Source organism: Bacillus sp. AK124 (assembly GCF_053903085.1).
The window spans coordinates 1796345-1817478 of sequence record NZ_CP096378.1 but is presented as its reverse complement, the minus strand read 5'-3'; the positions used below and the strand labels follow the sequence as shown (position 1 = coordinate 1817478).

Annotated in this window: 27 protein-coding genes and 1 pseudogene; 15 read left to right on the top strand and 13 right to left on the bottom strand. The window is 47.6% G+C overall.

The genetic code is table 11. The features are described from left to right. Window positions 1-61 precede the first annotated feature (61 nt). From fur to M1E06_RS09070, 4 genes are all read right to left on the bottom strand, one after another. Entirely contained in the window at window positions 62-511 is a 450-nt protein-coding gene (gene fur / locus M1E06_RS09085; RefSeq protein ID WP_003183178.1) for a ferric iron uptake transcriptional regulator, read from the bottom strand. Window positions 512-629: 118 nt separating this feature from the next. Continuing rightward, on the bottom strand, window positions 630-1286 hold the full coding sequence (spoIIM, locus tag M1E06_RS09080) for a stage II sporulation protein M (RefSeq protein ID WP_026579353.1): 657 nt from the start codon (window positions 1284-1286) through the stop codon (window positions 630-632). A 112-nt stretch (window positions 1287-1398) separates the two neighbouring features. Beyond that, complete coding sequence (locus tag M1E06_RS09075) at window positions 1399-2745, bottom strand: PTS sugar transporter subunit IIC (RefSeq protein ID WP_035338475.1); 1347 nt, start codon at window positions 2743-2745, stop codon at window positions 1399-1401. An 18-nt stretch (window positions 2746-2763) separates the two neighbouring features. Then, window positions 2764-3063: a PTS sugar transporter subunit IIB gene (locus M1E06_RS09070; protein WP_035338474.1), complete on the bottom strand. Its 300-nt coding sequence runs from the start codon at window positions 3061-3063 to the stop codon at window positions 2764-2766. A 265-nt stretch (window positions 3064-3328) separates the two neighbouring features. Between M1E06_RS09070 and M1E06_RS09065 the strand changes: the two genes are divergently transcribed. The 3 genes from M1E06_RS09065 (at window position 3329) to M1E06_RS09055 (ending at window position 6058) form a co-directional block, all read left to right on the top strand. Next, a complete protein-coding gene (locus tag M1E06_RS09065) occupies window positions 3329-4804 on the top strand; it encodes an NCS1 family nucleobase:cation symporter-1 (protein WP_035338473.1) in 1476 nt (491 codons plus the stop codon). Between the two features lie 126 nt (window positions 4805-4930). Beyond that, entirely contained in the window at window positions 4931-5473 is a 543-nt protein-coding gene (locus tag M1E06_RS09060) for a GNAT family N-acetyltransferase (RefSeq protein WP_035338472.1), read from the top strand. 24 nt (window positions 5474-5497) lie between these two features. Continuing rightward, window positions 5498-6058, top strand: coding sequence for a GNAT family N-acetyltransferase (locus M1E06_RS09055; protein ID WP_035338470.1), 561 nt, complete (start codon window positions 5498-5500; stop codon window positions 6056-6058). 272 nt (window positions 6059-6330) lie between these two features. Here M1E06_RS09055 and M1E06_RS09050 read toward each other — a convergent pair whose 3' ends face one another. From M1E06_RS09050 to M1E06_RS09040, 3 genes are read right to left on the bottom strand one after another with little or no spacing between them, the layout of a single operon-like run. Continuing rightward, complete coding sequence (locus M1E06_RS09050; protein WP_035339364.1) at window positions 6331-6783, bottom strand: GNAT family N-acetyltransferase; 453 nt, start codon at window positions 6781-6783, stop codon at window positions 6331-6333. A gap of 20 nt (window positions 6784-6803) precedes the next feature. Beyond that, the gene (locus M1E06_RS09045; protein WP_216904405.1) at window positions 6804-7967 is read right to left on the bottom strand and encodes a TIGR00375 family protein; all 1164 of its coding nucleotides are present in this window, start codon (window positions 7965-7967) and stop codon (window positions 6804-6806) included. Beyond that, window positions 7964-8521 (bottom strand): NUDIX hydrolase, encoded by a 558-nt coding sequence (locus M1E06_RS09040; protein ID WP_026579348.1) that lies wholly within the window; start codon window positions 8519-8521, stop codon window positions 7964-7966. Before M1E06_RS09040 ends, M1E06_RS09045 begins: the two co-directional genes overlap by 4 nt. A 76-nt stretch (window positions 8522-8597) precedes the next feature. Here M1E06_RS09040 and mciZ point away from each other — a divergent pair. The 4 genes and pseudogenes from mciZ to M1E06_RS09020 all read left to right on the top strand — a co-directional run. Next, a pseudogene (gene mciZ / locus M1E06_RS09035) lies at window positions 8598-8714 on the top strand (Z-ring formation inhibitor MciZ); the annotation flags it as partial. 100 nt (window positions 8715-8814) lie between these two features. Further along, window positions 8815-9420 carry a TetR/AcrR family transcriptional regulator gene (locus tag M1E06_RS09030; protein ID WP_023855939.1) on the top strand — a complete coding sequence of 202 codons (606 nt, stop codon included), beginning with the start codon at window positions 8815-8817 and terminating at the stop codon, window positions 9418-9420. Between the two features lie 5 nt (window positions 9421-9425). Continuing rightward, a complete protein-coding gene (locus tag M1E06_RS09025; RefSeq protein WP_023855940.1) occupies window positions 9426-9773 on the top strand; it encodes a DoxX family protein in 348 nt (115 codons plus the stop codon). A 73-nt stretch (window positions 9774-9846) separates the two neighbouring features. Continuing rightward, window positions 9847-10767 (top strand): aldo/keto reductase, encoded by a 921-nt coding sequence (locus M1E06_RS09020; protein ID WP_023855941.1) that lies wholly within the window; start codon window positions 9847-9849, stop codon window positions 10765-10767. Between the two features lie 41 nt (window positions 10768-10808). Here M1E06_RS09020 and M1E06_RS09015 read toward each other — a convergent pair whose 3' ends face one another. Further along, window positions 10809-11042 carry a YqkE family protein gene (locus M1E06_RS09015; protein WP_023855942.1) on the bottom strand — a complete coding sequence of 78 codons (234 nt, stop codon included), beginning with the start codon at window positions 11040-11042 and terminating at the stop codon, window positions 10809-10811. 156 nt (window positions 11043-11198) lie between these two features. Between M1E06_RS09015 and M1E06_RS09010 the strand changes: the two genes are divergently transcribed. Continuing rightward, entirely contained in the window at window positions 11199-12128 is a 930-nt protein-coding gene (locus M1E06_RS09010; RefSeq protein ID WP_023855943.1) for an alpha/beta hydrolase, read from the top strand. A gap of 22 nt (window positions 12129-12150) precedes the next feature. On the opposite strand, the gene M1E06_RS09005 is transcribed toward M1E06_RS09010, so the two are convergent. Next, window positions 12151-12390, bottom strand: coding sequence for a YqkC family protein (locus tag M1E06_RS09005; protein WP_003183211.1), 240 nt, complete (start codon window positions 12388-12390; stop codon window positions 12151-12153). Window positions 12391-12403: 13 nt separating this feature from the next. Beyond that, window positions 12404-12727: an iron-sulfur cluster biosynthesis family protein gene (locus M1E06_RS09000; protein WP_020452052.1), complete on the bottom strand. Its 324-nt coding sequence runs from the start codon at window positions 12725-12727 to the stop codon at window positions 12404-12406. 109 nt (window positions 12728-12836) lie between these two features. Here M1E06_RS09000 and M1E06_RS08995 point away from each other — a divergent pair, with 109 nt between their 5' ends. Further along, window positions 12837-13034 carry a CDGSH iron-sulfur domain-containing protein gene (locus tag M1E06_RS08995; protein ID WP_023855944.1) on the top strand — a complete coding sequence of 66 codons (198 nt, stop codon included), beginning with the start codon at window positions 12837-12839 and terminating at the stop codon, window positions 13032-13034. Window positions 13035-13048: 14 nt separating this feature from the next. On the opposite strand, the gene M1E06_RS08990 is transcribed toward M1E06_RS08995, so the two are convergent. Then, the gene (locus M1E06_RS08990; protein WP_023855945.1) at window positions 13049-14020 is read right to left on the bottom strand and encodes a bifunctional GNAT family N-acetyltransferase/GrpB family protein; all 972 of its coding nucleotides are present in this window, start codon (window positions 14018-14020) and stop codon (window positions 13049-13051) included. After that, complete coding sequence (locus M1E06_RS08985) at window positions 14017-14391, bottom strand: antibiotic biosynthesis monooxygenase family protein (RefSeq protein WP_031304988.1); 375 nt, start codon at window positions 14389-14391, stop codon at window positions 14017-14019. The genes M1E06_RS08990 and M1E06_RS08985 overlap by 4 nt, the downstream gene beginning before the upstream one ends. 556 nt (window positions 14392-14947) lie before the next feature. Between M1E06_RS08985 and M1E06_RS08980 the strand changes: the two genes are divergently transcribed. After that, complete coding sequence (locus M1E06_RS08980) at window positions 14948-15574, top strand: esterase/lipase family protein (protein ID WP_023855948.1); 627 nt, start codon at window positions 14948-14950, stop codon at window positions 15572-15574. Between the two features lie 149 nt (window positions 15575-15723). Here the strand turns inward: M1E06_RS08980 and M1E06_RS08975 are convergent, their stop codons facing one another. Further along, the gene (locus tag M1E06_RS08975; protein WP_023855949.1) at window positions 15724-15936 is read right to left on the bottom strand and encodes a hypothetical protein; all 213 of its coding nucleotides are present in this window, start codon (window positions 15934-15936) and stop codon (window positions 15724-15726) included. 269 nt (window positions 15937-16205) lie between these two features. Here M1E06_RS08975 and nikA point away from each other — a divergent pair, with 269 nt between their 5' ends. Genes nikA through M1E06_RS08950 form a run of 5 tightly spaced genes read left to right on the top strand, consistent with a single transcriptional unit; the run spans window position 16206 to window position 21126 of the window. Continuing rightward, the gene (nikA, locus tag M1E06_RS08970) at window positions 16206-17735 is read left to right on the top strand and encodes a nickel ABC transporter substrate-binding protein (RefSeq protein ID WP_023855950.1); all 1530 of its coding nucleotides are present in this window, start codon (window positions 16206-16208) and stop codon (window positions 17733-17735) included. Continuing rightward, on the top strand, window positions 17732-18673 hold the full coding sequence (gene nikB / locus M1E06_RS08965; RefSeq protein WP_020452058.1) for a nickel ABC transporter permease: 942 nt from the start codon (window positions 17732-17734) through the stop codon (window positions 18671-18673). Before nikA ends, nikB begins: the two co-directional genes overlap by 4 nt. Then, window positions 18670-19500 carry a nickel transporter permease gene (gene nikC, locus M1E06_RS08960; protein ID WP_020452059.1) on the top strand — a complete coding sequence of 277 codons (831 nt, stop codon included), beginning with the start codon at window positions 18670-18672 and terminating at the stop codon, window positions 19498-19500. The genes nikB and nikC overlap by 4 nt, the downstream gene beginning before the upstream one ends. A 1-nt stretch (window position 19501) precedes the next feature. Further along, window positions 19502-20341: an ATP-binding cassette domain-containing protein gene (locus M1E06_RS08955; RefSeq protein WP_035338460.1), complete on the top strand. Its 840-nt coding sequence runs from the start codon at window positions 19502-19504 to the stop codon at window positions 20339-20341. Continuing rightward, on the top strand, window positions 20341-21126 hold the full coding sequence (locus M1E06_RS08950) for an ABC transporter ATP-binding protein (protein WP_020452061.1): 786 nt from the start codon (window positions 20341-20343) through the stop codon (window positions 21124-21126). Before M1E06_RS08955 ends, M1E06_RS08950 begins: the two co-directional genes overlap by 1 nt. The last annotated feature ends 8 nt before the right edge of the window (window positions 21127-21134 follow it).

The window sequence follows — 21134 nt, the reverse complement described above, 5'->3', positions numbered from 1 at the left end:
TTTATACGTCTGAATCAAAAAAGAACCCGCTCATGGCTGAAAGGGTTCTCTCCGGTTTAGACTATTCCGATTCCTTTTGCTGACAGTCATGACAGATGCCGTGGAACGTCAGCCTGTGGTCTTTTATTTTAAATTTCCAATCCTTTTCAATGATTTCTTCCACGTCTTCAAGCAAATCTTCTTCAATTTCAACAACCGAACCGCATTCCATGCAAACAAGGTGGTGATGGAAATGTGCGGCACCTTCTTTACGGAGGTCATATCTTGACACACCGTCGCCAAAATTGATTTTATCCACTACTTTTAATTCAGTTAACAATTCAAGAGTCCGATATACTGTCGCAAGACCAATCTCAGGAGATTTCTCTTTTACGAGGAGGTATACATCTTCTGCGCTTAAATGGTCTTCCTCATTCTCAAGCAGCACCCTTACAGTAGCCTCGCGCTGAGGGGTGAGTTTATAGCTGGAAGAATGCAGTTGCTTTTTAATCCGATCAATACGTGTTTCCATTGACTTTCCCTCCTACGCCGCATTACCTAGCTTATTATAACAAAACAAGCGCAGGGAGCCAACTATAATCATTATAAATTGAGAAACAAAATGAATATTTTTTAATAATCATTATAAATTAATGCTGTTTCGGCAAGACGTACTCCGTCAGCTTTTCCATCAACACCGGTGAAAGATATGCTTCAAAGGAAGAGGATATAAGAGACATCGCGAGAATCAGGACGAGCACAAAAGCGTACCGGCCAAACCAATGGACAGGCGCTTCTGCAAGGCTGCGTTTGACAAAAAGCTGGCGGATGAGCCTCATCGAAAAGGCGATGGCGCAAGTCCCCATGATCAAGTAAGCCGGGATCAGCAGCATATTTTGCGGGAGCACGGAGACAAAAGACAGGAAAAAGCCGTTGATTCCCATTTGATTGACGAGAAAGCCGACTGTAAATCCGACGACGATCCCTTTTAAGAAGACCATGATAAAAATAACGGGCAAGCCGATGATGGAAATCCCGAGAATCCACATTAAGCCTAAATATTTCATATTATGAAGAAAGCTCTGCAAAAACATTTCCTTTGAGCTGGCTGCTTTTCCTTCGGAAAGCTGTCCAAAAAATCGATTCAAATAGTAGAACAAATCTTCTTTTTGACCGATCGTCATGCTGTTGACGATGACCGCGCCGAAAATCACACCCATTAAAAACAGTACTGAAACAAATAAATAGATTGACAGATGATCCTTCATATGTTGAAAGATGAGCTCTTTGATTGTGGGCTTCCGCATGTATCTTCCTCCCAGACGTGCTTTTGATTTTAATAGATTGTATGAGAGAAAAGAGAGCCGCATGACTTTTTTTGAAAAAAGACAGGCGCCCGTAAAAGGCGCCTTGATCACGTTATGATTCCTCCCTGTTTTCCGAAGAATGCTCCCTGTCCGTATTCACAGTCTTGTTGGCAGCCATTACAAACGGCAGATAAATCACTGTTGAAATGGCGAGGCAAAGAAAGCCGACCCCGAGCGCAAGCCAGTTTCCTCCTGTCCCGAGAAACGGAATCAACGGCCCGGGCGTTGTCCACGGAACAGCGTATGCGATCGGTGGAATCAGCTGAAACTTGATGAACAAGTAGCCAATGACAGTGTTGACTGCCGGAACGATGATAAAGGGAATCATGAAGATCGGATTGAGCACGACCGGAAGTCCGAAAATAACAGGTTCATTAATGTTAAATATCCCCGGCCCGATCGAAAGCTTACCGATGTCTTTATAATCCCGGCGCTTTGAAGCGATGAATATTGCGATCAAAAGCCCCAGCGTCATGCCCGATCCCCCGTAGTTTGCAAAGGCGTCATTCAGTGCCCATGTTTCAGGAAACGGAGCGTTCCAGGCAGAGCCTGTTTTGGCGGCAAAAGCGAGATTTTCAAGGTTTGCTTCGGCAAAGATCGTTTCTCTGATCGCCGCAATTGTATTCGGGCCGTGAATGCCGAACAGCCATAAAAAGTTGGCGACGATTCCAAGGAAAACAACAGTGAAAATATTCGTTCCCATCTCTCTCAACGGCGCCTGCAGCACGGTATACACCAATTCATGCAAACCGTTTTTCGACAGAGACGATAGCGCAAAGCTTAACATCGCAAAGCCAATCGTAATGAAGATGATCGGAAACAGCACTTTAAATGTCCGGGCAACCGCAGGCGGCACCTGCGGAGGCATATGAATTTGCAGGCGCTTGGCATTTGAAAGCCTGCTGAACACTTCACCGACGAGGATCCCGATGATTAAGGCAACGAACAGCCCTTGCGCACCGAGCCACTTCGTCGTTAAAAAGCTCTCGTTTTCGATCAGGCGGTACGGTGAATAAATGATAAAATAACAGGATACGGCCGTTAATCCGGCAAGCAGTTCATCCGCTTTCATTGAGATGGCTAAATTGCGTGCAACGAGAAACACGACAAATATGGACATAATATCGAGCGATCCCCGCAGTACGGGGGTAAAGACCGACTGATAATCAGCCAAGTTCGGAAATATCTTTTCAAGGAACAAAATTTTGGCGATAAACCCGTCCGGAGATAAAATAGCGAAATTCAATAAAATGATAATCGACCCTGCCATAATAATCGGAAATGATAGAATAAAAGCATCTCTGATCGCACATATATGGCGCTGTGAGTTCAGTTTTGCAGCAACGGGAACCAAAAACCGTTCCACGTTCCGCTCAAACTTCTCCATAAACCCGCTCATCCCTGTCTCCCCTCCTTTTTATTTCATCAGCTGCAGCGCTTTTCGCAACACAGCTTCGCCGTTCATGGTGCCGTAGTCGCGCATGTCGATCACCTGAACCGGCGTGTCTCCCGCGCTCGCCTCAACCTGTGACTTTTGGTACCTGACTTGCGGCCCCAGCAGTACGACGTCCGCGCTTGACGCGGCAGTCCCGGCTTCCGATACAGGCAGTGCGATGATGTCGATCTCTTCGTTCAGCGCCTCGGCATGCTTTTTCATTCTGCTGACAAGCAGGCTCGTTGACATGCCGGCCGCGCAAACCAATAAAATTTTCTTCATTATTTGTTAACCCCCTTCAGTTTCACCTTTTTCCCCGCCGATCAGAAAACGCTTTCATTACAATGCGGAGTAATATTTCAACCTGGTCTTTTATCCTATGACCGAGATAGACAACTGTTTCATAAAAATCAATATTTTTATAACGGTTTCAAACGGCTCGTTTAGTCAACCTCAACAAACGCCTTGAAACATTTGTTTAGTTTATCTAATGAATTTTTCAGAATAATAAGTTATATTTTTCCTTAAAAATAAGCGGAGGGATTATATGAAATCTGTCCAATATGAAAAAGTTCAATCAGACCGTACACTCTCAAACAGCGACCTGCAGCCTCTAAAGCCTGAGGAACGCACATGGAAAGCGGTCAATTTCGCATCGATCTGGATGGGCTGCATCCATAACATCCCGACTTACGCAACGGTTGGCGGACTGATAGCGATCGGGCTTTCTCCGTGGCAGGTGCTTGGGATTATCGCAGTCGCTTCGGTCGTGCTCTATGCAGCCCTCGCATTGAATGGACATGCCGGCACAAAATACGGCGTGCCTTTTCCCGTGTTAATCAGGGCTTCTTTCGGGATATACGGGGCTAATATTCCGGCGCTTCTCAGAGGTTTTGTGGCGATTATGTGGTTCGGCATTCAAGCGTTTGCGGGAAGCATGGCGCTTAACATCCTGATCTTAAATGTGTGGAGCGGCTGGAAAGACATCGGCGGCGATTGGAACTTGTTTGGATTGCATTTATCAGGGCTTTTGTCATTTGCTTTCTTTTGGGGAATTCATCTGCTTGTCCTTCACCACGGAATGGAGTCGATCAGAAAGTTTGAAGTCTGGGCCGGCCCGCTCGTTTATCTCGTCTTTGGCGGAATGGTGTGGTGGGCAGTCGATATTGCGGGAGGACTCGGTCCGATTTATTCGCAGCCGGGAAAATTTCAGACATTCGGCGAATTGATTTGGCCGTTTCTTGCCGGTGTGACGGGAATTATCGGCATATGGGCGACACTCATTTTGAACATTCCCGATTTTACGAGGTTTGCAGCCTCTCAAAAAGAACAAATCAGAGGGCAGTTTTACGGTTTGCCGGGCACATTCGTTCTGTTTGCATTTGCAAGCATTACCGTCACCTCCGGCTCACAGGCTGCCTTCGGGGAGCCGATTTGGGATGTTGTCGATATTCTCGCCCATTTTGACAACCCGTATGTGATCGCGCTTTCGGTCATTACACTTTGCATCGCCGCCATTTCGGTAAACGTTGCAGCGAATATTGTCTCGCCAGCCTATGACCTGGCCAATTTTTTGCCGAAATATATCGATTTTAAGCGAGGCAGCTATTTGACAGCTGTTTTGGCCCTGTTCACTTTCCCATGGAAGCTGATGGAGAATGAAGCGAGCGTGTTTTCGTTTCTCGGCACAATCGGCGGAATATTGGGGCCGGTCGCAGGCGTTATGCTTGCCGATTATTTTATCATCCGGAAGCGCACGCTTCACATCGAAGATCTCTACTCTCTAACCAGGAGGTATACGTACTATAAAGGCTACAATTACCGCGCATTTGCCGCAGTTGGACTCGGAGCGTTTATGTCTTTGATCGGGACATACTTGCCGGCCCTGAAACCCCTCTATGATATTTCATGGTTTTCAGGCGTGCTGCTCGCATTTGCCGCATACATCTTTTTGATGCGCATCCATCCCCCCGGCGTCCTTAGAGATAAAACCGCTGACTACGCTGCCGAAAGCAATGTATAAGCACGGGCTCAAGGTCCGCGAAAACGCTATTCGCGGTCCATTTTTTGTTATATTCAGTCATTTTAAACAAATTCGAGCTAAGGAATGTGATAGACTAATGGATATAAAAAATGATTGGAGTATCACATGAACAAACGCTTTGATGGTAAAGGGCTGAACTACATCGTCAGGCAAGCTGTCCAACAAGATGCAAAGGAATTATCTGCTGTAAGGGTACAGATCGATGGAGAAACCGAATATTTGGACAGGGAAAAGGGTGAAGGTTTTATTGATGAAACGGGTTTTAGAGAGCTGATCAAAAGAGACAGCGAACATGACCGATGCTTGTTTTTAGTGGCGGTCGCTCGAAACAGGATCGTCGGCTTTTCAAGATGTGCCGGACAGGATTTAAAACGCTTCTCTCATCAAGTGGAGTTTGGCGTATGCGTATTGAAAGAATTTTGGGGATACGGCATTGGAAAACGCCTTTTAAACGAATCGATTGTTTGGGCTGATGCCGCAGGCATTCAAAAAATGACCCTGCGCGTGTCGGAAACAAATGAGAGGGCTTCTGCCCTGTATCAAAAGCATGGCTTTAAAATAGAAGGGATTTTAAAAAAAGACAAGCGGCTTTCTGACGGAACATATAACAACACGATTGTGATGGGAAGATGGCACAATCAAAAATAGAAAGAATATCTGGAGGGAACCTGGATGAATCCGATACTGCTCGATTTTCCGGACAGTTTTGAAACCCCGCGCCTTATTGTCAGAGCGCCAAGGGCAGGCGACGGCGCGGCCGTCCATGACGCCATTCGAAAATCGTTGCCTGAGCTCAAGCCGTGGATGCCGTTTGCAAGGGAAATGCCCGAGGAAGAACATGTAGAAATCAACGTCAGGCAGGCACAGGCCGATTTTATTTTGCGCAACGATTTACGGATGCATATTTTCCATAAAGAAACGGGAAAGTTCGTCGGCAGCACAGGCCTTCACCGCATGAACTGGCAAGCGAAACGGTTTGAAATCGGCTATTGGCGCAGTTCTGAATTTGCCGGACAGGGGTACATGACCGAAGCGCTTAACGGACTGATTGATTTCGCGAGGGGACACATCAAAGCCAAGCGGCTTGAGATATGCTGTGACAGCATGAACACGAAAAGCAGAAAAATGGCGGAGCGCCTCGGCTTTCAGCTGGAAGCCGTTTTACAAAGCGATGACCTTTCGAATGATTTAAGCGAACATCGGGACACATGCATGTATTCGCGCATCTTCTAAAAAAAGAACCCTTATGATCTTCATGAAGCAAATCATAAGGGTTCTTTCGTTTATGTTTCATATGCAGCTTTGCAAGCTCTTCCCGCCTGCTTTTCGTTTTTCTGACGTGCGTGCTGAATTCAGGCGCCTTGCCTCTTGATACGGCGGCATCTCTGCCTGTGTTTCTCAACATGTGCTCACGCTTTTTCCTTGCCTTGCTTTTGGCCATGTTCCCCACTCTCCTGTCAAATTTTTATCTTATTATTATAGAAAGGCGGGGTTCTGAACGCAAGTCATACGGTTTCTGCCGTTTTGATCATATCCACATGCGGAATGCCGTCCTCCATATAGACGTCTGATATTGCTTTAAATCCGAAGGAGCCGTAAAAGGAACGCAAATGATTCTGGGCGCTGATCTTGACCCTTTTCTCCCCCCGCTCGTCTTCCAAAAAGCGGAGCGCTTGATCAAGAAGCGTCTGCGCATATCCCTTTCCCCTGTCCTCATTACGGACGATCACCCGGCCGATTGATGCCTCCGGGTAAGCCGTACCGCTCGGGAACAGCCTGCAATACGCAGCGATCTCTCCTTCTTGGCTCAGAAATAAATGGTGTGCCCGCTCATCTAAGTGATCAAGCTCATGATACGGACAGTTTTGTTCAACGATAAAGACGTCTATTCTAAGCTTGATGATGCGGTACAACTCTTCCTTCGACAATTCCTCATACGATTTTAGTTTCCACTCCATCCCTTTTTCCAAAGCCCCCTTCAGCTCTGCACTTTTCCATAGGTTCCGCCGCCTCCGGCTTTCAGCTCTAAATCCCCGTTCCTTGCTTTGACCACGAGATCAGCCGTCTGCGGACGAATGGCTTCTTTTAGTTCGCCTTCTTTTACCCGGTGAAGGATATTCATCTCAGTGCCGAAAGCATCTTTCAGCTTCTGAATCGTTTTCGGACCGATGCCGGGGATCAGCTGCAGCGGAACCTGGTGAACGTACGGCGGGCGCTTGACCGGGCTTTTATCCTGATCGTAAAGCTCCATTAGACGTGTGCTGACGCCTTTTGTAAACTTTCGGCTTCCGCACGCTTTACACACCGTTTCACCTGCCTCCTGCAAACGGCCGCATGTTTCACAAGCGGTTTGAAAATATTTGCCCAACTGCGGATTCATTCCGTAATTGGCGGCAATGCAGCGCCCTTCTTGTCCTCTTAAAGCAAGTGAAAACTCTTGAAAGCTGGCATGTTTAATGTGGAGCTTATTATACTCTCTGCCGATTTTCCCAAGAGAATGGGCGTCCGAATTGGTCAAAAATGCATAGGGATTCAGTTCGGATACGTGTGAAGCCATATCGGTGTCGCTGCTCAGCCCGAGTTCAACCGCATCAATCATCTTCGGGTCAAGCACTTCTTGCAGCGAAAATTTGACTCCTTTGCCATACAGGCTCTTATGCGGCGTAAAAATGTGCGCGGGAATGAACAAGCCGCCGAGCTCTTTCACCTTCCGCTGAAGGCCGATGCCTGTCTCATAGATGCGCTGGGAGCTCAGATGGATATTCGTCACCCTTTCCGAGAGCCAGGCGGAAAACTGCTTCATTGCGGAGATCGACGGCATAAATGCCAGCACATGAATCGGGCCCCGGCATCTGTCATCATTGATTTCCAATTCAGAACCGCACAGAAGCACGGTATCTCTATATTTGATTCCGCCGTCTGCAAGCTCTGTATAACGGCCTGAAGACACCCCTTTTTCAATTTCCGCCAGCACCTCCGGTGAATGACAATCTATAATGCCGATCAGTTCCATTCCTTTATGCTCGCTTGCTTCAATCAAAATTTCGTCGAGCGTAAGCGTTCTGGCAGCCGTTATCTTAACGGGCCGGCCTGATTCCGTCCGCCCGATATGGATATGCATGTCTGCGAATATTTCTTTCATTTTTTTGCTTGCAGGGCCTTTCTCAGCTCCAGATACTGCACGGCATAAGCCGTTTTCGCATCATAGATGTCCTGAGTTTCCATCAATTTCAGCGCACCTGTAAGCGGCACCTCCATTACTTCTACAAATTCGTCTTCATCAAGTTCGCGCTTTTCTTCAAGCGGTGTCAGCTCTTCGGCAAGATACAGGTGCACCAATTCGTCCGCAAAGCCCGGCGATGTGTAAAAAGCAGTGATTTTCTCCAGCTTTGCCGCCGTGTATCCCGTCTCTTCCTCAAGCTCCCGCAGCGCGGTATATTCAGGTTTCTCTCCTTTTTCAAGCTTGCCTGCCGGTATTTCAACGATCGTCCGTTCAAGCGCTTTTCTGTACTGCTTCACCAAAATGATGTTTCCTTTATCAGTCAAAGCAAGCACCGCAACAGCGCCCGGATGCTTCACGATTTCGCGCTTTCCCGTTTTACCATTCGGCAGTTCGACGTCTTCAAGATAAAGATCGATCACCTTGCCCGAAAAAAGTTTTTCTTTAGATATGGTTTTCTCCTCTAAATGCTTCAGTTTGATCATCTCCTAAGTTCTGCTCTGGCTTTTGATCCCATACATTTTATCATACACCATGGAAGGGGGACGCGCCATGAAGGTCTACCGGCTGAACAACCGCATCGTCATGTCGGGGAAAGCATGGGAAATCCGCGCCAAGCTGAAGGAATACGGACGAATGTATCACTATGTGAAAGACTGGCTTTCTGAAAAAGAAAATCGCATGATTTTGATTGACATCAAGAAGGATCGCATGAAATAATACTTTTCAGTAACATTACTTGAAAGTATTATTTTGGAGGCGGATGGATGTGGGAAATGAAAAAGGACGCAAAGGTAAAGAAAGCCGGAAGCGGCTGCTCACAGTTGCTGCAAACGAATTTGCAAACCGGGGATTCCATGAGACGAAAGTAAGTACGATTGTCAAAAGAGCGGGGCTGACTCAGCCGTCTTTCTACTTATACTTTCCAAGCAAAGGCGCCATCTATAACGAGCTGATCAATGGCTTTCACGCGAACTTAAAAAATCTGATCGAATCGTTTCGTTTAGAAGAAGGAATCGAGAAAAAACACGTATCAAAACGGGTAACGGCTGCTGTAGAGGCTGTATTTCGTTTTTTGGCAGAGGACCCGGATTTGACCCGCATCGGTTTTTTTCTCAGCCCGGAAGCATATGAAATGAAAAAAGATTTAACACTGGCCTTGAAAGAAAACTTGAAAGCAGAGCAGGAGCTTGGCTACTTCCGGTCCGGCCTGGAAATGGAGACCGTTGCCGAATGCCTGACAGGCATGATTGAGCACCTTGCCGATATCTATTTGCTTGACGGATCAAAAGACCCCTCAAGTCTCGCAAAACAAATCACGGATCTTTTGATCCACGGGATGCTCGTTAATCCGCAACATCCAGAAACGGAGTGAACATGGTGGCATTTATTTTCGTAAAAGCAGGATTGGCGGCATTTATGCTGATCGGAGGCGTAATCAAGGCGATGCACGTTCCTTTTCAAGTGGAACATTGGCGCCATTATCAATACCCGTTGTGGTTTCTTTCAGTAACAGGATTTCTTGAAATCGCCGGAGCGCTCGGCATGATCGCCGGGATTTGGAATGTGCACCTGGCTGTCGGCTCGGGACTGTTGTTCTCCCTGCTTATGACAGGCGCCATTCATGCCCACCTATTCCGGGCGCGGCAGCCTTTTTTTACGGCCATCCCTGCCGCGGTTTGTTTGATTTGCGCCCTAAGCGTGATCATCTTCGAGCTGTACTTCTGATTCCGATGCCGATGGGTTGAAAACTTCGCTCCTTTGTATTACGTTCAAAGTAAGAAAAAAAGGAGTGAAGCTTATGAAAAAAAGGACGCTCGGACATTCCGATTTACAGGTGAGTGAAGTCGGCCTCGGCTGCATGTCTCTCGGAACAGACAAAAAGCACGCAGTGTCAATTTTGGATGAAGCTTTGGCGCTAGGCATCAATTATTTGGATACTGCCGACCTGTACGATTTTGGACGCAACGAAGAGATTGTCGGTGAAGCGATCAAATCAAGGCGCCAAGACGTGATCCTTGCGACAAAAGCAGGAAACCGCTGGGAGGAAGGAAAACCGGGCTGGTTCTGGGATCCCCGGAAAGCGTACATAAAAGAAGCCGTCAAGCACAGCTTAAAGCGGCTGCATACCGACTACATCGATCTTTATCAGCTACACGGCGGCACGATTGAAGACAATATCGACGAAACGATCGAAGCTTTTGAAGAATTAAAACAGGAAGGCGTCATCCGCCATTACGGCATTTCTTCAATTCGGCCGAACGTCATTAAGGAATACATCAAAAAATCAAACATCGTCACGGTCATGATGCAATACAGCTTGTTGGACAGACGGCCTGAGGAATGGCTTTCTCTCCTTGAGGAACATGGAATCAGCGTAATTGCAAGAGGACCTTTGGCAAAAGGGATTCTGACAGAAAAACCTCTGTCAGATGCAAACGCCGCGATCAAGAAAAACGGCTATTTATCGTATTCCTACGATGAACTCGTTAAAACAAAAGCGGACATTGAAAAAACGGCGCCTGATTTATCCGCGACCGAAACCGCGATGAAGTATATTCTCGCCCAGCCGGCTGTCGGAGCGGTCATCCCCGGGGCGAGCAAAATCTCCCAGCTTCGGGAAAACGTTGAATCTGTCGGCGGACGCGGTCTGACAGAACAGGAAATCAAAGCGCTCCGCTTTTATACAAAACGCGGCGTGTACACTGCACATCGCGAATAAAGCAATAAGAAAGCCCCGTCTCTTGATCAGACGGGGCTTTCTTACTTATACTTCTTCCAGTCGTCAATTCCGCTTTCGTTGAGGAGCTCTTCAAAGCTTTTATTTTTTTCCCTTTCTTGTCTTTCCTTGATGAGCCGCTCTTTCTCACGCTCTTTTCTTTTTTCGTCCTCCTCTTTCAATTCGCTCTTCATTTGCTGAAGTTTATCTTTCAAATCGTCGGCGAGCGCATCTTTCAGCAGCTGCCGGGCATTTGGGTCTTGTTTTTTCTTTCCCATATCCTGTCCTCCGTTCTCCCTGTTTGTGATGATAGTTTATCAGGAATCTAAAAGTTCAGGCAAGCCGTCACTCGGAGAGCCGTCTCTCTCGGCAAATGCCAATCGTTGTGTGGTATGATAAAGTGAGAAGCATTTAAGAAAGGAAGAATACATCAGATGTTGATTTGGCTGGCTGCTATCGGGGCGGTTTTGCTGTTTATTGCCGCGCTCGGAATCTATTTTACGAATCAAATCATGTACATTAAAAAACGGACAGACGAATACATTATCGAGCGGGAAACGGCTGACGGCCATTATGACGAAAAAGCTTTTGCCGCTCTCCCGAAAGAAGAAATCAACCTCCCTTCTTCTTACGGCTACAATATTAAAGGATACTACGTCCATCCGCACAAAACGAAAAACACCGTGATTATCTGCCACGGGGTGACGATGAATCTGTTGAATTCGATCAAATATATGAATCTGTTTCTTGATCTCGGCTGGAACGCCGTCATATATGACCACCGGAGGCACGGCACAAGCGGCGGAAAAACAACGAGCTACGGATATTATGAAAAAAACGATTTGAAAACGGTTGTCCATTGGCTTCGGGAAAAACACGGCGAACACGCGCTGATCGGCATTCACGGCGAATCGATGGGCGCTGTCACGACGCTTCTTTACGCGGGAATGGACGATGCCGACGCTGATTTTTACGTGGCCGACTGTCCGTTTGCCACATTTGAGGATCAGCTCGTTTACCGGCTGAAAGAAGATTTTCATCTTCCGGGAGCTTTCATTTTGCCGCTTGCCAGCCTCTTTTTGAGATGGCGGGACGGCTACCGCATCGGTGATGTCTCCCCTTTATCCGTCGTCGGGAAGATCAAAAAACCGGTGCTGTTCATTCACAGCAAACAAGACGACTATATCCCGCCTGAATCGAGCGAAATGCTTTACGAGAAGAAGCCGGGGGAGAAAAGGCTTTATATCGCTGAAAAAGGTGCGCACGCGATGAGCTATACCCAAAACAGAACCAGCTACAAAAACACGGTGCGGGACTTTCTTCAAGAGATCACAAATCGGCGTAAAGAAGGCGAACGAGCATAAGTCTCGTCCGCCTTCTTTTGTGCTACAAAATATCCGTAATGTCGCTCATATGATCGCCGATCCAAGAGATGGCCGTCTCAATTGTATCGAATTCCTTTGTTTCAAAAGTCATTTCATCCTGAAGAAGCCAGACATCCTTTTTGACGGACTCTGTCCCTCCGATTGACCAATGAAGGAGTGTATACGGATGATTTTGATGTAAAAAGGACGCCCATGTTTTATTTTGAGCGGTTTGTTTTAAAGATTTTACCTTTTGATTCAAATCGAACGCCACCCTATTTCACTAAAATACTCATTCTGGGAGAAAGCACCTGTGCCGGACTTTTCAGCATCAAGGCACCCGCTTTCTCATAATAGTCGATGGTCATCGCTTCATCAAAAAAGACTTTTTGCGATGACTGAATATAAATCGGAAGCCCGTTTGTCTCAAGGGGCTCGCAACTTCCCGATAATTCGTCCGTCAGCCACAGAACCGGCACGCCGCTGACCGCGCATCCGCAGCCCTCGGAATCATAGCGAAGCTGGATCTTTTTATCAGGATAAGGCTCTGTTGCCCGTTGAATGGCTTGTTTTGCCTGTGCAGTGATTTCAAGCTGCATGATATCATCCTTCTCTATTTCGTTTACGGACATTGTACCACAGGAGCGGGAAAAAGCGCATCGTTTCCGACTGTCAGGCATAAATATGAAGGGATTCGGAGGTGGAATGATGCCCAAAAAAGTGCAGATTAAAGTGATGGACAACGGCGGTTTCCGGGTCACGGGAGACGTCGAACTGATCGATATGGAAGGAAACCCGTTCCCTGAAAAACCCGCTTTTTCGCTCTGCAGATGCGGAAAATCGCTGAAAATGCCTTACTGTGACGGAAGCCACAAAGGAACGTTTGAATCTTGTGTCAGAGCCTGAAACAGGAGGGGGCTTTACCGGTCCTCCCCTCCCTTTTCCCATTGTTCAGCCAAGTGCTCAGTCTCTTTTATCCAGCCGTTTTTGCCGTCAACATAGCCTGCCATGTCAAGCGGAAACATCTCCGCCAGCTTCATCTTCAGAGCAGCATATTCTTCGGCCCGCTCCGGATGCGAGATTAAATAATCCCGAAACGCGAGATGCCGCCTGATATCGGGATGCCCGCTTTCATACAGATGGACATGGTGTGTACGCTTCCGTCCTCCTTTTTGAAAGAACCTTCTCCCCGGAATTCCGTTTTCCCCCTTCGATTCATAGCCGAGCATTTTCATCCCCTTTTCGAAGCGGGCTGCGGAGCCGAGATCGTTTACTTCGATCAGGATATCAATGACAGGCTTGGCGCTCATCCCCGGAATTGACGTGCTTCCAATGTGGTGAATATGCAAGACTTCATTCTGGAAAAGCGCTTCAAGCTGCTTTTTTTCTTTGAAAAATTCGCCCTTCCACTCCTCTTGATAGGAGACGACTTTAACCTTTCTCGGCGCATTCAGCGTCAGTCTTGAAAGAACAATTCCTTTTTCAGGTTCATACTGCTCAATCTCGGAAAATCCCAATTTCTGATATAGCGCTTTTGCCGGTTCATTCTCCGCTCCCGTCGTCACTTCAAACGCTTCGGCTTCCTTCTCCATCAACAGATAACGAAGCAATGCCATCGCAATCCCTTTTCGAAAATGGACGGGATGAACGGCCAGCCTGCAGATCGTCAGCTTTTCGGCTGTATGTATAAAGGAAGCGATTCCGGCTAATTCTCCTCCCTCAAACCAGCCGATGAAAGTTTCACGGGAATCCATCACATCAAAAGCTGTTTCATTCAGCTGCGGAATGCCCTGAAATTGAATAATCTCCGCTTCTTTTTCATAAGCCGGCCTTTGAACATTTACAATGCAGCGGGCCGTGTGCGGGTCTTTATGATTTAACAATTGAATCATTGCATTTTCTCCCCGCCGGTGCCATCTGACGGGGGCCGGCCGGGCCGCTCCGAAATCCTTGCGGCTTCAACTTTTGCAACCCGCACGGCAAAGTCAGAATACCATTTTGTTCGGCCTTTTTCCTTCGCCTGCCGGTGTTCGCTGTGAAACTTCCATTTTTCAATCGCCTCAAGGCTTTCCCAATAGGAAACCGTTATTCCTTTTCCGTTCATGTCCCTTGCGCTTTCTGCTCCTAAAAAGCCTGGCTGTGCTGCGGCAAGCTTTAGCATGTTCGCAGCCGTCTCTTTGTAGCCATGATCCCCGTTCGTTCTGACCGATGTGAAAATCACTGCGTAATACGGCGGCTCCGGCGTTTTTGAAATCATGTTCATCCCCCTTTGGTAAACAGGACTTGATCCTGATCCGGTCTGTCATCATTCGAAACGTCTTTTTTTTACGAAAATCCCGTTTTCCGCTGATAAGCAATCAACACTTTGTTGATATGCAGCGGACCGCTTTGCAGTCGGAAAAAAACTGCACATGAGAGCACAGGCACATTGTTTTCAATGCCCATGTTTTCATCAAAATCTAACCTCTCCTTTCAACATTATACCTGACCATCGGCACAAATGTTCTGCAACTAAGCAATGGATATGCTTCCTTATTATACCGTTTCCCGCTCCCAATTTACCATTTTAATACGTCAGTAGATGAATGGGAGTAAATTCTTAGTTCTAATTCAACAGCACAAATCGATTTGCCATCTCCCTGAAAAGCTTCACTCACCTTGCCCCATAGGATACCGGCGCGCCCAGCGGCAAAAAACCGTTTCATATACTGCTCTTTTTCCGAGTGTAAAAAATAGATAATTTTACACTTCGTTTTCATATGTTCGTTTTATAGAATTGTCGTTGTTGTGAACTTATTACTTTTTTAGGAGGAGAAACAATGCGTCGCCATTCATTTTTATCTATTCTATTGATTTGCATGCTGTCTGTTGTGTCCGTATTTTCATGCCGGCCTTCAACAGCTTCCGCCGCTTCCCACAATCCGGTCGTCATGGTTCACGGCATCGGCGGAGCCAATTATAACTTCATCGGCATTAAATCGTATTTACAATCTCAAGGCTGGACAAGCAGTGAGCTTTACGCCATCAACTTTATCGATAAAACAGGAAATAATAAAATTAATGCGCCGACATTATCCGAATACATCAAGCATGTGCTGAATCAAACAGGAGCATCAAAAGTCGATATTGTCGCCCACAGCATGGGCGGGGCCAATACGCTCTATTATATTAAAAATCTGGACGGAGCAGATAAAGTCGGACATGTCGTTACCCTTGGGGGTGCTAACCGGCTGGTTACAAACACGGCGCCTCAGGGAATCGCTCCGAATGACAAAATCTCATACACTTCGATTTACAGCACAAGCGACTATATCGTCTTAAACAGCCTCTCCAAACTTGGTGGTGCAAACAATGTGCAAATCTCAGGCGTAAGCCATGTCGGCCTTTTGTTCAGCAGCAAAGTGAATGCCTTGATTAAAGACGGGCTGACCGTCAACGGGAAGTAAAAGTGAAGGAACCTTGAAGAGCTAAATTTCTTCAAGGCTCCTCCTCATTTATCGGGACTGTCTTCCCACCCGGCAAAAATAAAAAGGACTCTAAATAAACGCCATTTCCGATCGTTCATTCAGTGTCCGTCAACCCCGTCGATATATGATTATTCCACAATGATTTCAAAGACTCTTTGTTCGAGATTGTATTTAGCGTCTTGGAATGTAAATTTATAATCATCTGCGTCGGCATCAGGTGAAAGCCAAGCTCCGTATTTTCTGATCGTCTGGACGATGCTTTCGAGTTCAGCAGGAGTGAAGTCACCTATGTCTGTGCCTTCGGTTTCAGCGGTATGGCGTATTTTTACTGTAATCATCATCGCTTTATGGCTCCTTTCACTTGCTGTTTGAACATCTTATTAACAGCATATTTTTTTCCCCTGTAAATCGTTCCATTAACTCCCTTGTTTCAAATTATTCGGGCTTTCTTTTTTGCAGACCTATTTTATATGGAAAAGCTGGCCGGGCTCCGAAAAATTTGTCCCCGCACTTTCGTCAAACACGAACAAACATTCCTTTACAACAAAGGAAATATCCCCTATGATAATGAAGGTAAATCGAAATCATTACTACTTGGGGGTATTAACCGATGGCTTACATAGCAAAACGCATGATCATACCGATTGTTTTTCTCTTCATTCTCGCTTCCTGCTCCGCCGGAGGCGCTGACTCAGCGAAAGGTGATGAGAAGAAACTCACCTTTCTTTTCAATATTCCAAGTCAAACCCTTGACCCGAATCTCGATGTCAATTATACGGCTGTCCGCGCCGGCATCAGCGAAACGCTCGTCAAAATCAGCGCTGACCTTTCCATCGAACCTTGGCTTGCCAAGGATTGGGAAAGTAAAGACGGACAAACATGGGTCTTCACCCTTAAAGACAATCTGACGTTTCAAAATGGCAAAAAAGCAGATGCCAAAGCGGTAAAAGCGTCTTTAGAACGGACGATACGCGAGAGCAAAGCGATGAATAACGCCTTAAAAATTAAAGAAATCAAAGCTGCAGGACAAACATTGACGATTACAACAAAGGAGCCTTTTCCCGAATTCCCTTCAGAATTGGTTCATCCAAACACATCGATCATTGACGTCAGCGCAGCAAACATTTCTCAACAGCCCGTTGGGACGGGCCCTTTTCAAGTTTCCTCTTTTGAGGCCGGCCATAAAATAGAGTTAGAACGCTATGACGATTATTGGGACGGCAAACCGAAGCTGAAGCACGTCACATTTTCGTTTAATGAAGACGCAAACGCCCGCGTCATGGCTCTCCAATCAAAAGATGCCGACATTATTTACAGACCGAGCGTGGAGGATATTGACCAAATTCAAAAAGATTCATCGATTACCGTTGATTCGGTGCCGAGCTTGCGCGTTCACCAGATTCTCTACAATACAAAGAAGGATCATTTCGCTGACCGTCACCTGCGCCGCGCCTTCGACGCATTACTGGACCGCAAAGAAATCGCTGAAAGCATTTTGAACGGGCATGCTCAGCCGGCAGACGGACCTTTCTTAGCGGATTTCCCGTTTTCCGCCGGTACGGTTCAAAAGCCGAGCGGACTGGAAGCGGCAAAAGCTGAGCTGAAAAAAGCCGGCTACGAGCTTGAAAACGGCAAAGCCGTGAAGGACGGACAAGCCTTATCTTTTACACTGCTAACCTATCAGTCTCGTCCGGAATTGCCTTTAATCGCACAAATTCTTGAATCAAATGCGAAGGAACTGGGCATTTCGATTAAGATTCAACAAGTCGAAAATATCGATGAGTATTTGGCGAAGAACGATGATTGGGATTTGGCGACATACAGCTCGATGACCGCGCCCAGAGGCGATGCCGGCTATTTGCTGAACACCGCCTATATACCGAATGGCGCTTTAAACTACAGCGGCATCGAAAATCAAACCTTGATCAAATGGATTGAGGAATTCAACCGCACAATCGACAAAGAGAAGCGAGACCGCCTTGCTAAAAAAGCAGCTGAATTGATCGAGAAGGAGACATTGAACTCTTTTATCGTCACTCCCGAAAACATCACGGCATACCGAGACGGTGTATTAAATTGGGAAACGAGCAAAAGTGAGTATTATATGCTGACGAAAGATTTGGATGTGAAAACGAAATGAAGCAGATCGCTAAGCGGCTGTTTGAACTGGTTCTATTCTTATTCCTGCTTTCGTTTATCAGCTTTGTATTTATGAAAGCAGCTCCCGGTGATCCGGTGAAACAGATGCTTCGCGTAGATGATGTAGCGGTAACAGACGAGCAGATCGAGGCATTCAAAGAGGAGCTCGGTTTGGACAAACCGGTTTATATTCAATATTGGAACTGGTTTAAACGCTTTTTCCAATTTGATTTAGGAAAATCCTATACAACACACGAACCCGTCATCGACGAGCTCAGCCGGAAATTCCCGGCGACATTGCTTCTGACCGGCGCATCGCTTCTCGTCATGCTGCTGATCGCCGTGCCGGTCGGAACGCTTTCCGCTTTATACCGGGATCGGTGGATCGATCATCTCGGCCGCTTGCTCGCTTTAGTGGGAGCCGCGCTCCCAAGCTTTTGGCTCGGATTGATACTGATCGATCTCTTCTCCGTCAGGCTGAATTGGCTGCCGTCGATGGGAGCCGGAACGTTTAAACATTTGATTCTCCCCTCTCTCACGCTCGGGATCGCGATGTCGGGCGTTTATGTCCGCCTTGTACGGTCAAGCTTGATCGAAAGCCTTGGTCAGGATTTCATCAGATCAGCCAGGGCGCGCGGTATCAGCGAGGCGAGAATTTTCTTCTTTCACGCGTTTCGCCACTGTCTTGTCCCTGTCATCACGATATTCGGGGTCAGCCTCGGCAGCCTGCTCGGCGGCACGGTGATTATTGAAGTCCTGTTTGCATATCCCGGCGTCGGCAAGCTTGTCGTTGACGCCATCGTTCAGCGTGATTATCCGATCATTCAGGGGTACATTCTTTTCATGGGGATCACGGTTGTCCTGATCAATCTTTTGGTCGACCTCTCCTATCGGTACCTCAATCCGGAAATTCGCTTAAAGGAGGCTGGACGCCGATGAGAAAAAACGTCAAACTTATATTCCGAACCAAAACAGGACTGTGGTTCGTGCTGCTGTTTTCCGCGGCGCTGTTCACCGTCCCCTTCTTTTTGCCGTTCGATCCGCTCCGCACAGATATGGCCAACCGTCTCCAGCCGATCAGCTTGCAGCACTGGCTCGGGACAGACCATTTGGGCAGAGATATATTTTCCCGAATGATCGCCGGTGCGAAAGCGACGGTCGGCACCGCCTTGGCCGCGATTCTGATCTCCGTTTTCATAGGCGTTCCCGTCGGGCTTGTCTCCGGCTTTTTCGGCGGACGGCTGGATCGGATGATCATGAGAATCGTTGACGCGGTCATGGCGTTTCCGGACTATATTGTCGCGATTGTTTTAAGCGGTTTGCTTGGCCCCGGTCTGATGAACTTAATATTAGCCGTTGTCGCTGTCAAATGGGTCGGCTATGCAAGGCTGGTCCGCAGCACGGTGTTTTCGGAAAAACAAAAAGATTACATCGCCTTGGCCGAGCTGACTGGCTTAGGCTCCGGGGCGATTTTAAAAAAGCACTTGCTGCCCCATGTTCTCGGCAACGTTTCCGTACTTGCGACACTTGATATCGGAAAAACGGTGTTAATGATTGCTGCCCTGTCCTATATCGGACTGGGTGCTCAGCCTCCATACCCGGAATGGGGCGCCATGCTGAATGACGGAAAACATTACTTTTTGCATGCGCCTCAGCTTATGGTGATTCCCGGTCTTGCGATCATGTTCATCGTTCTGTTGTCCAACCTGTACGGTGATCGTTTAAGGGACAGGTTTGACGTTAAACACAAGAAAGGAGTTTCTTAGCATGCCGATGTTATCCATTGAGGGCTTATCAATCAGCTCCCGACAGCACACCATTGTCAAAAATGCTTCCTTCTCGATTCATGAAGGGGAATGGTTCGCGCTGCTCGGGGAAAGCGGCAGCGGAAAGAGCCTGACCGCTTCGGCCATAGCCGGGCTGCTTCCGGACGGACTAACGGTGTCCGGCGGAGACGCGATATTCGAGGGCCGCCAGATGCTTCAAGCCGGCCGCAAAGCGCTCCGACGCATGCGCGGAAAAGATATCGCCTGTATTTTTCAGGACTGTCACGGAGCATTCACCCCTTTTATACGGATTGGCAGACAAATTGACGAAATGGTCAAAACGCATACCGATTGGTCTAAGAACAAGCGAAGAGAAGCGATTCTCCGCGCTTTTCGGGAGGTTTCTCTGCCGGAAAACAGAGTATATGAAAGCTACCCGTTTCAATTGAGCGGCGGGCAGCTGCAAAGGGCCGCGATCGCTCAAGCGATGGTGCTCCGCCCGAAGCTTCTCATCGCAGACGAACCGACAACGGCTTTAGACAGCATCACGGCAGCGGACGTCTTGCAACAGCTCACCGTGATGCGCGCCAAAACAAACTGCGCCATCCTTTTTATCACTCATGACCTCCGGCTTGTCAAAAGGTACGCCGATCAAACCGCTGTCATGCAAAACGGAGAAATCGTCGAAAGCGGTTTAACCGCTGATTTAATCAGACAACCGGCACATGAATGTACAAGACGTTTATTCGCAGCCGTCCCGCCGCTGAAAAATCCTCCGCCGAGGCTGACAGCCGCGCCTGAAACAAAGGAAGCGGCGCTGGCGGGAACAGGAGGTGCGTGATGACCCATTCAGCAGAAACCGTTCTTTTTGTCAGCAATCTGACAAAACATTACGCTTGCGGCCACAAAGCGGTTGACAATGTATCGTTCTCCATTCGAAAAGGCGAATGCCTCGGGCTCGCCGGCGAGAGCGGCAGCGGGAAAAGCACCCTCGCGCGCTGCCTTCTCCTGCTCGAAAAAATCGATCACGGAGAGATTCGGCTTCATCAACATCCGCTTCCCGGCATAAACAAAAAAGAGACCCGAAGACTGCGCCGAAAGCTGCAGGCTGTTTTTCAAAATCCGGCCGCATCATTGAATCCAAAGCTCAATATTATCGATTCAGTTATGGAGCCGCTTGATGTTTCCAAACAAGACATACCGCCATTTTTAAAGGACTTCCAAGGCAGCCGCCGTCTGACGGCTGAGCGTCTGTTCTCAATGGTCGGCCTTCCCTCGAGCCTCCTTGACCGCTATCCGCATGAATTAAGCGGCGGGCAGCTCCAAAGGGCCTTAATCGCCAGAGCCATCAGCACTCACCCGTCTTTAATCATCTTTGATGAGCCTACGGCAAGCCTGGATGTCACCAGTCAGGCGAAGATCCTCGACCTCCTCAAAGATTTGCAGGATGATATGGGGCTTTCCTATTTGTTTATTTCCCATGATCTGGCCGCTGTCCACTTTATGAGCCATCGCATCATGGTCATGAAAGACGGGCAGATTGCCGATCAATTTAAAAAAGAAGAGCTTTTTTCTGCCGAAAGGCACCCATATGCCAAAAAGCTGCTTCAGGTGTTTGAATCCTAAGGGGGGTC